At 34.3% G+C, this 9538-nt stretch carries 7 protein-coding genes; 1 reads left to right on the forward strand and 6 read right to left on the reverse strand.

Annotated elements, in window-relative coordinates:
• Positions 1–174 precede the first annotated feature (174 nt).
• Both K8V80_RS11390 and K8V80_RS11395 read right to left on the reverse strand, forming a co-directional pair.
• Entirely contained in the window at positions 175–1314 is a 1140-nt protein-coding gene (locus K8V80_RS11390) for a DUF4268 domain-containing protein (protein WP_276778140.1), read from the reverse strand.
• Positions 1315–1399: 85 nt separating this feature from the next.
• Positions 1400–1549, reverse strand: a complete 150-nt coding sequence (locus tag K8V80_RS11395) for a hypothetical protein (RefSeq protein ID WP_276778142.1) — start codon at positions 1547–1549, stop codon at positions 1400–1402.
• Positions 1550–1893: 344 nt separating this feature from the next.
• Here K8V80_RS11395 and K8V80_RS11400 point away from each other — a divergent pair, with 344 nt between their 5' ends.
• Complete coding sequence (locus K8V80_RS11400) at positions 1894–4497, forward strand: DUF4962 domain-containing protein (RefSeq protein WP_276778144.1); 2604 nt, start codon at positions 1894–1896, stop codon at positions 4495–4497.
• Between the two features lie 817 nt (positions 4498–5314).
• Here K8V80_RS11400 and K8V80_RS11405 read toward each other — a convergent pair.
• The 4 genes from K8V80_RS11405 to K8V80_RS11420 form a co-directional block, all read right to left on the reverse strand.
• Positions 5315–6469, reverse strand: coding sequence for a universal stress protein (locus K8V80_RS11405; protein ID WP_006744899.1), 1155 nt, complete (start codon positions 6467–6469; stop codon positions 5315–5317).
• A 77-nt stretch (positions 6470–6546) separates the two neighbouring features.
• On the reverse strand, positions 6547–6813 hold the full coding sequence (locus K8V80_RS11410) for a hypothetical protein (protein ID WP_006744900.1): 267 nt from the start codon (positions 6811–6813) through the stop codon (positions 6547–6549).
• 213 nt (positions 6814–7026) lie between these two features.
• Positions 7027–7848, reverse strand: coding sequence for a tetratricopeptide repeat protein (locus tag K8V80_RS11415; RefSeq protein WP_276778150.1), 822 nt, complete (start codon positions 7846–7848; stop codon positions 7027–7029).
• Positions 7849–7861: 13 nt separating this feature from the next.
• The coding region (locus K8V80_RS11420) for a BatD family protein (protein ID WP_276778146.1) at positions 7862–9538 on the reverse strand (1677 nt) is incomplete at its 5' end.

The raw sequence follows: 9538 nt of genomic DNA on the forward strand, positions 1-9538 counted from the left end.
GCTAGAGAACTTAAACCAGAAGAACAAAGTCTATGGTTACAAGGTCTTTACCTAGTTTACTACAAATTGGGTATGGAAGAAATTGAAGAAATCGAAGCTCTATTATAATAAGTAGATTAGATTAAAAAATAAAAAAGCGGTTGTGAGTTAATTCACAACCGCTTTTTTTGTTCTTTAATCCGAACTACCTCTGTCTGCTTTTAATTGTCTATTGATAACTTGTAGAGATTTCTTAAATGCGACTTCCATCTTTACCATGCTTGCTATCAGAAAATCGACCATTTTATTCCAATTTTCTTTTTCATATAGACTAACATCGAGTAGTTCATGTTTTATTCTACAAGCTTTTTTATTATCCATTCGTTCCCATTCTAGAGTACCGGTTTGGACTTCAATCTCTTCTCGGTATTTAAGCAGTTTGTCAAAAATAAATTTATTCTCTTCAGCACTACTTCTTGTCATAGAAACTTCAGTTCTAGCATAGTTTTTCGCTACAGAGAAAACAAATCCCACACCACTAACACCAGAACCAGCATTAATCCAATTATCTTTTGAAGGACTGACATTGGCAAAAAGATTAGTTTTCGTATTTAATTTTGGCAGCAGTAAATTCCAAAACTCAATTCTTTTTTTATGCCTTATCACTTGTTTCTCTTGAGTGCTTTGGTCTTCTTGGGCTTTTTCTGCCATTTTTATAGTGTATTCTTCCACCTCATGAACAGGTATAATTTGTTCAATATTGAGAAATATCTGTCCCTCAAAAGAGTATGGAGTTGCTTTAAAACACTGAATTTTAAGCTTGTATTTCTGTAATAACCAAAGGACAGTAGAAGTTACTTCCTTTCTGTAACTACCAGATACTAAAATGATTCTTTGATTATTGTTTAATTGGATATCCTCAAAATCATTTATATCTAAAAACTCAGAAATATTGCTCTCTGCATTTTCAGAGCATCCTTTTTTGTCAAGGTAAGATTGATAAATATCCCTTATTTGTGGTGTTGTTAAACTAGAACAATAGGAGGCATATTTTAAAACCTGCCAAGTTACATCTCTACCACTATCGTCTAGTTTGTTTTCAATGATAACTAAGTCTCCTTGTTTATCGATTGCAAGCAAGTCCAGCCTTTCGCGTGTATCATCAAACCCATCAAATTCCTTTTGGATAAACAATAGTTCATCGTCTTCACCAAAGGCAGTAGGAGTATTCTCAAGCCACTCTTGTAAATGTTCTCGTTCACGAAATTTTAGATCTGAAAAAGTACAGCTTTTGATTTTATTTATTCTATTCTTCTCTTTATCAATGACAAACATTATACGTGGTTTTTAGGGTTATATTATTTAGAGCATATTGAGAAAAGATCACTTGGAAATCCCCCAATGATTTACACCTATAAATTTAACATATATCTGTGAGCCATCCATAATTATCTCTGATATTTTCAAAACGGATAGATTCATTTAATTCTTTAGCTGAAACTTGTAATGCATGGAGTGAGGCAAATAAGCAACAAAAAAGAGTTGCTATGATATACTTTCGAAAAGTCATAGATTTAATATTTGTACAATAGTCTTTAGTCAGATGGTAGGTAAACAAATGAAGCTGTATGTTTTTTTGTCTATAAGCCACTGATAATTGAATATTTGTACGATTTCTGAATTGCTAAGTTAGGACAAATATTACCTTTTAATGGATTATTTAGAGTGAATTAGAGTAGATTTGAACATTTTTATAAATGGAAAGACAAAATCAAAACAATTTCAAACATAGTGATTTTAAAAAAAGTAATACTGAAAAGGCTTAATTAGAATTATAGGTACTATTGTATTTTAGAAATAAATAAATTAACAATTTGAAAAAGGAAGCATCGCTTTCTTTACCCAAAAAATGTCATGAAAAAACTAAAACTACTACTTATGCTGGGTGCTTTTACCCTGACTGCCACACCTATGGTGGGAAACAGTCGAATAAAGTTAACGTCACAAACATTGATGCATGAAATGCGTGCGACAGTATATCCTCAGAATGGTGCTCAACTTGCTGATAGATATGTATCTCTGCAATGGCCATTGCACGAAGACCATAATTCAGTAGGTGCAGGACTTGATGGAGTAGAGGAAGAAAAAAGCAAGAAACTAGACCCGCTGGGGAGGAATTATCAAGTGCGACTTTCTCAAGATATTCACTTCAATCAAAACGTTATTTCAGCTTATACCTCATGGCCTTTCTACAACCCCGAAAATAACATTCGTAGTGGTAGATGGTTTTGGCAATATGGATATGTAAATAGTGATGGAACAACAGAGTGGTCGGAAACGAACTCTTTCGATGTTGTGCCTAATGCTCTAAAATTTGCTCCTCCAACCTATCGAAATTTCATAACAAATCTACCCTCTACTCATCCTCGAATTCTTGTTTTTGAAAAAGATTGGAATCAAGTGATTGAATCTAGTAAAGATAAGATTGAAAGAGAATGGTATCTGCATGAATCTGCTAAAATTATGAAAACTCCTATTGTCGATTTTCATAATTCAATCAACACCGATTTACTAAAAGGACTCGATAGTGAGTTTAAGAAAAACTCTATGCTCACCCGTGAAAGTAGGAGATTTGTAGATAAAGAAGAGGGAAATCTGGAGGTATTGATTCGTACATATATCCTTACAAAAGATAAGAAATATGCTGAGATAGCTATTGATAGACTAAAAAGCATGATTGCGTGGAAAAAAAGCCCTTATATGAAGGGGGATTTCAATCAAGCTACTTATCTACTTTTAGCATCTACAGCTTACGATAGTTTTTATAATATCCTCGATGAGGAGACAAAAAAACTATTACTCACTGAAATAAAAGAAAATGGTACTAAGATATTCAATCACTTTGTGAATCATCTGGCAAACCATATTGCTGATAATCATAACTGGCAGATGAATCTACGAATATTTACTTTTGCTGCATTCGCTGTATATGGTGATTTAGAAGAAGCAGATAAGTGGACCGAATATAGTTATGAAATATGGAGAGCACGTTTTCCAGGACTCAATGAGGATGGCGGTTGGCATAATGGTGATAGCTATTTCCAAGTAAATGCCAAAACACTGATAGAAGTTCCTTATTTTTATAGTAGAGTTTCGGGCTACGACTTTTTTAGTGATCCGTGGTATGCAGGGAATGCACTTTATGTAATGTATCAACAACCTCCATTTTCAAAATCGGGAGGGAATGGAAGTGGACACCAAAAAGTATATAAGCCTAACTCTATCCGTGTGAGTTATGCCGATGCCTTAGCTCGACTTTTAAATCATCCTTTTCTTGCTCAATATTCAGAAATGATTATTGAAAAAGAACCCAATATCTTAAAAAAAGCATTTATGGCTAAACCAGGAGATTTGGCTTGGTTTAGAATAGTATGCAATAAACCCCTTCCTAAACCTATAACTTTAGGTCATTTACCCGTAGGATGTGTTTTCCCACAAACAGGACTAGCTAGTTTCTTATCCAATTGGGGCGATTTACATAGAAATGCAATGGTTAGTTTTCGTTCAAGTCCGTATGGATCAACTTCACATGCACTAGCTAATCAAAATGCATTCAATACTTTTTTTGATGGCCGACCACTTTTTTATAGTAGCGGACATCACATTAGTTTTAGAGATGAACACGGAGTGTATTGTCACCGTGCATCAAGAGCACATAATACCATCTTAGTAAATGGTATGGGGCAGAAAATAGGTACTGAAGGTTATGGTTGGATACCTCGCCACTATGTAGGAAAAGAGATTTCTTATGTACTAGGAGATGCTTCAAATGCGTATGGAGAAGTGATTTCAAAGCTTTGGCAAAACCGAGCAAAAGAAGCTAAAATAGATTTTAGTCCGAAAAATGGTTGGGATAAAAACCACTTAGAAACCTTTAGAAGACATATTGTAACTCTAGGAGATGCTAGCATTACCTTTATTTATGACGAACTTGAAGCAGACGAACCTGTAACATGGGATTATTTGCTGCATACTGTCAAAGAGCCTATGCAACAAAGTGAATCCAATAAGATCTTGACAATCAAAGCGATAAATGGTAAAGCAGAATCTGACGCTTATCTATTTTCTTCGGGAAAAGTAAAAACCAATATGACCGATCAGTTTTTTACTCCAGCAATCAATTGGCTGAGAGCTGATGCTAAAGGTAATTTTGAATCCTATGCCAATCACTGGCACTTCACTGCTACATCTGAGAAAAGTAAAAATTATAGATTTGCTACTGTTCTTGTAACTCACCACAGAGATGCACATAAAATAGAGGTGAAGAAAAAAAAAAAAGGAATAATAACAGTAGGGGACTGGGTAATTAAAGCCAACTTGGATGTCAATAGTAAAGCTTACTTTGAAATTAAAAATAGAGTAATAAATTCTAAGATTGTCTTGGATGACAGCACCTCAATCCACGATATGATGGGTAATATTATACTTGAAGACAAATTGCCTATTTTAGAAATATAAAAAAGACAAATTATCTTTACAGAGATCAAAAGGACTTATCTAAAGCAAAATAGATAGGTCCTTTTTTTTTGTGAGGGCATAAAACAACTCGGTAAACCTTAATCTTTATTAAATACACATTGTCGCGACTCTTTAATATTCAACTGATGTTGAAAGAGAGTATTCATCTGAATTTTTCAAAAGAAGTGTACAGATAGAAATATATCGGCAGATATTTAATCTCTGTCATTACGCTAGAAATTTTACTCGAACTATGAAATAGAGTAAAAGCCTTTTATGAATTTTACATCTAAGGAAGTTCTGACGATTTAGAGGAAATAATCCATTCGATTAAAAAGAATGATAGATTAGAGTTTTTCAGCATACTTTATTGTATGATTCTTTCCATTATTAGAAATAATAGATACGCATGATAGTAATTTGTGTATATGATTGTAAGTATCTCGTATAGAATGGGTTGTGATAATTTATTAGTAATCTCTAATCGCGTTTCCTTGCGATATATTTAGACAACCTGGGGGATTGGTCGGAATAATCGAAGCATTTGGTACTTCAGGAGAGAAAGAGGTATAAAAAAAGTGTATAATATATACTACTTAACATAATATAAATTATACACTTTTTATTGAGCTCTATTTAGAAACGTATTGATGGCGCATTACGAATAATCAAATGTACGATATTCTCAGCAAATAAAAAATAGCGAAATGTGCTTACCAAGTGTTTCAGAATTTTGACTAAAAAAATATCCAGTATAACTTCCTTAAAAAAATTATACTGGATACGTTTACAGTTGTGTCAGCTTTCTCAAGCTTTATTAAACACTAATTACTAACAATGGTGTATCACTATGGAAAACCATTTTTCTAGCTATGCTTGGATTAAATAGACGAGCAAAGATATTTCTTCTATAACTACTCAAGGTTATGACATCAATTTGATGTTTGGTGATAAACTCGGATAGTGTATTGGAAAAATTATCATCATCTTTAATGATTTCATAGTCAACATCTAATCCTTCATAGTTTTTAGTGAGATATTCCTTTATTCCTCCCAATTCAATTTCATCCCATTTATCGTGTTCATCACTATCAGAGATGTGTACGAGAGAAATGGCTGGTTTGAAAATGGGGAAATCATTCTGCAATAGATTATCTAAAGCAATAAGGTCTCTAGGATCAAAATCGGTTAAAAAAGCAATTCTTTTCACCTTATCAAAGGTTTTGTAAGGTGTATTTTCAGGTATAGCAAATACCGTAGTTCTACTTCTATCAATAACCTCTGCAGTAACACTACCAATGAGATCAATTTTCTTCTGATTACTACCTCTTGTTCCCATAATAATAAGTGTAACCTTATGTCTGCGAGCATAACGTACTATTTCCTCTTCAGGAATACCTTCTCGTAACTTCTTTACATACTTTATATTAGGGAAATCTCCTGATGCGATTTTAGCATCAATCTGATTGGATAAATGTTCCAGTTTTTCTTGAACTTGCCTATGAATGATATGCGCTTCACGGTCAAATCCTTGTTTTTGGTAGTTAAATATATCTCCATTAGGAAGAGATGCAGCGTAAATTGGTGTAAAATACACGTGCATTAAGACTACTTCCGCATTCATACTTTTGGCAATATTAAAGCCAAACTCGCATGCTTTCATAGAATATTCGGAGAAATCGACAGGCAGAAGTATGGTATTTCGCTTCTTTTCATGTTCTGCTTTTTCGTCGAGCATATCTTCTGTTAGCCAAGCGGCTTTTTCAGTGATTTTAAGGGCTTTAGGAAGATCACTTTCATTGATTTTTACTCTAACTGCAGCATTTACAGTTGGTGTAATTTGATTTACATTCATGATCGTCGCTTCTACACCTTCCGATTGCAGTACAGTTTGTAAAATTTGAGCTTTTGTGTATGTTAAAATAGCCAGTGTGACTAGATTGTCATTTTTACCATCTTCTTTCATTTGCATAGGGTTGTGTTTTAGTTACTACTTAGTTAAAACAATAAACCCCAATTGACAGTTCAACCGGGATTGCAAATATTATTTTAACTCACTGAGCATGAATTGTTTTCTTCGTTTAGGATGTTAAGGGCTTTGTCTAGAACAAGTGTGTCATCAAGAACTACTAACCCTCCATCAGGACCTGGTTCAATGTGGTAGCCTACACTTTTGCCTTCTCTATAATTCTCACCACCAAAGAAATTACGTACAGTGCTGACATTTAGTCCTAGTTCATCGGCGATTCTGTGCATGCTACCGTTGGGTAGTGAGTCTTTGATTCTTCTTAGCTCATTAAAAGTAATTGTTTTCATGGCATTGGAGTTTTTATTGGGTTAAATACTGTGTGTATATATTTTACTCACACTATAAACATAATAAATAAAGGAGATAAATCAAATTAAAAGCTCTCTAATTTTCTGTAAATTAAGATGTTTTTCATTTGTTACCACAGGTTTTAGTTCATAAAAAAAGGGCTCCTATTCTATTATAGAAACCCTTTGTAAGTTATATTTGTTCGCTAAATTCTAAATTATTTCAATTGCTTCTGTTGGAAGCCAACCTACTTCTCCATTTTCAAGCTCTATTTCTTTCCAGCTACTCATTGAGTTGTCTGTTATTTTCACTTTCTTACCTTCGTGAATGACAAATAAGGAAGTACCGCTTTCGCTAGGTGTACTCCTCACTGTTACACTAGGTTCCATAACAATTGCTGTATCTTGATTGGTTATTTTTTTCTTTTGATAGAGAGAACAATAGTTAAAAATAGGTGCAGTAATCAGTGTAAGCATTGCTATAACAAAGCCTATTTTCTTTAATGCAGTTTTTTTGCTCAAGAAGAATATCATCAAGGATACTAAGCACAATATAAAAGTACTTACTGCCAATACAGCCCACTGATCGGAAGTCATCCAATTAACAATGGTTTTTCCCCAAGTAATAAAGAATAGTTCGGGAGAAGATTCATCCTTATCTACTATCTTACTACTCGCAATAGCCAAGTTTGCCTTATAATCTCTATTGTTTGGAGATAAAAGTACGGCACGTTCATAATTGAGTACTGCTTTGGCTATATTATCTGTTTTATAATAGCTATTCCCTAAGTTGTAATACAATTCAGCCGATACACCTTTTTGCAGTAATTCTTCATAGATACTTGCTGCTGTAGCATAATCTTCTCTCACGTAGGCTGTGTCTCCAGCTGCCTTACTAATCTCTAGATTTGATTCGAAAGAGCTTTGCTGTATTGCTTGTAGAGAATCTACAGGAGCCTCTTGTTTGCTGTCTTCAGCAGATACAGCAAACATAAAGCAGAGCATAAAGCTTAAAAATATACCTAGTCTTTTCATCGTAATCATTCTTTTAGTGTTTGATAACATCCTCCATACGGCCAATTAACTCTGTTGCTTGCTTAAATACTTTGTCCATAGCTTGATTATCATCTCCTGGAGCAAATTTAGCAAACTCACATTCATTCAATGTATTAATGAATTGATTGGTTAATTCATTTTCAACGCCATATTTAGTCAACTCTTCCTCAATATTGTCTTTTGATAATTTAGACAATGGAATAGTTAGTTTGTCACTAATGTATCCCCAAAGAGCACGAAGTACCTCATCGTAAAACTGACTCTTATTACCTTCTTTAAGTAGTTTCTCTGCATTTTTCATTCTTGCACGAGCCACTTTATTCGCCTTTTTAGTACGCATTAGCGCTATATTACTATTTTCTTTCGCACGCTTAGCATTGAAAGCTAATAGAACAACGAATAGAATAAGAGGAATAATATACATTAATCTATAAGTAAGAGTACCGTGTATAAATTGATCTCTTGGGTGAAGTTTTACATCATTTAATTTAATGAATCGAATATCTTCTCCTAAGATCTTAAGGTCCTCTTTATTAGTATAGTTGCTTACAACACCTCCAGTAGATGTTGAACTACCAGCAGCTCCCTTAGTTACCTTTAAACTGAACTCATTCGTGCGCAATGTTTTGTATGATTTCGACTTTAAATCGAAGTAACTAAATTGAATAGCGGGTATTTTAAAGTTTCCTTCATGGCGAGGAATAGCGAGGTACTCAATAACACGATTACCACTAAGCCCCTGAGTCGTTAATCTAAACTGATCTTCTACTTTAGGATCATATACTTCAAAATCACTAGGGAAGTCTATTTCAGGGCTAGAAATCAATTTCATATTTCCAGTTCCCGACAATACCAATTTTATTGTAATCGCTTCATTCGCTTTAATTTCGTTGGTGCTAATTGATGATGTCAATGAGAAATTGCCCACACCACCCGAGAAATCAAGAGGTTTGCCTGCTGGCAATGCATCAACATTCAAAGAAATAGCGGGAGAAACAATCTTCTTACGTATAGTAGTACTAGATTGCATATTGAAGAAAGCATCAAAGGGGTCTTCAAATTCCATAGGTTGCTCTATGGCAACTTCATATTCAGCAGGTTCAATATTAATCTGTCCTGAGCGTTGAGGGAACAGCACCACTTGCTGCAATACAGCAGTACGGTAGTTTCTGCCTTTATAGTTTTCTAAATCCCAACGATTACTATTAGATAAATCGAGTTCCTGTGAATGGAAACCATTAAAATCGGGAATCTTTACTGGACGAATACTTGAAACACTTACAGAAGCTACATAAAGCTTATAAGTAAGCAATACAGCCTCTTGCTCTGAGGCTTTAGTCTTCGATAGCTGACCAACCAAGAAGATGTCTTTCCCAGTAACTTGGTTGCTACTTCTACTTACATCTTGCTGGTTCCTTCCTCTACTAGAAGATGATTGATTGCTTGAACCATCATCTGGTAATACTTTAATAGATAGAGCATTAGATGTGTAACTTTTACCTTTAATCGATACTGAAGCTCCTGGTAATTTGTAAGTTCCTTCTTTGCGGGGCATCAGTATATAAGTATAGGTCATATTGTTTACATGAGAAGTCTTCCCATTAACAATGGAAGTATAGGACTGTACTGATCGGCTTGGCCCAATTAATACATCGAAATCATCAAATGA

Source organism: Bacteroides coprosuis, assembly GCF_020741705.1.
Classification (GTDB): domain Bacteria; phylum Bacteroidota; class Bacteroidia; order Bacteroidales; family Bacteroidaceae; genus Bacteroides_E; species Bacteroides_E coprosuis.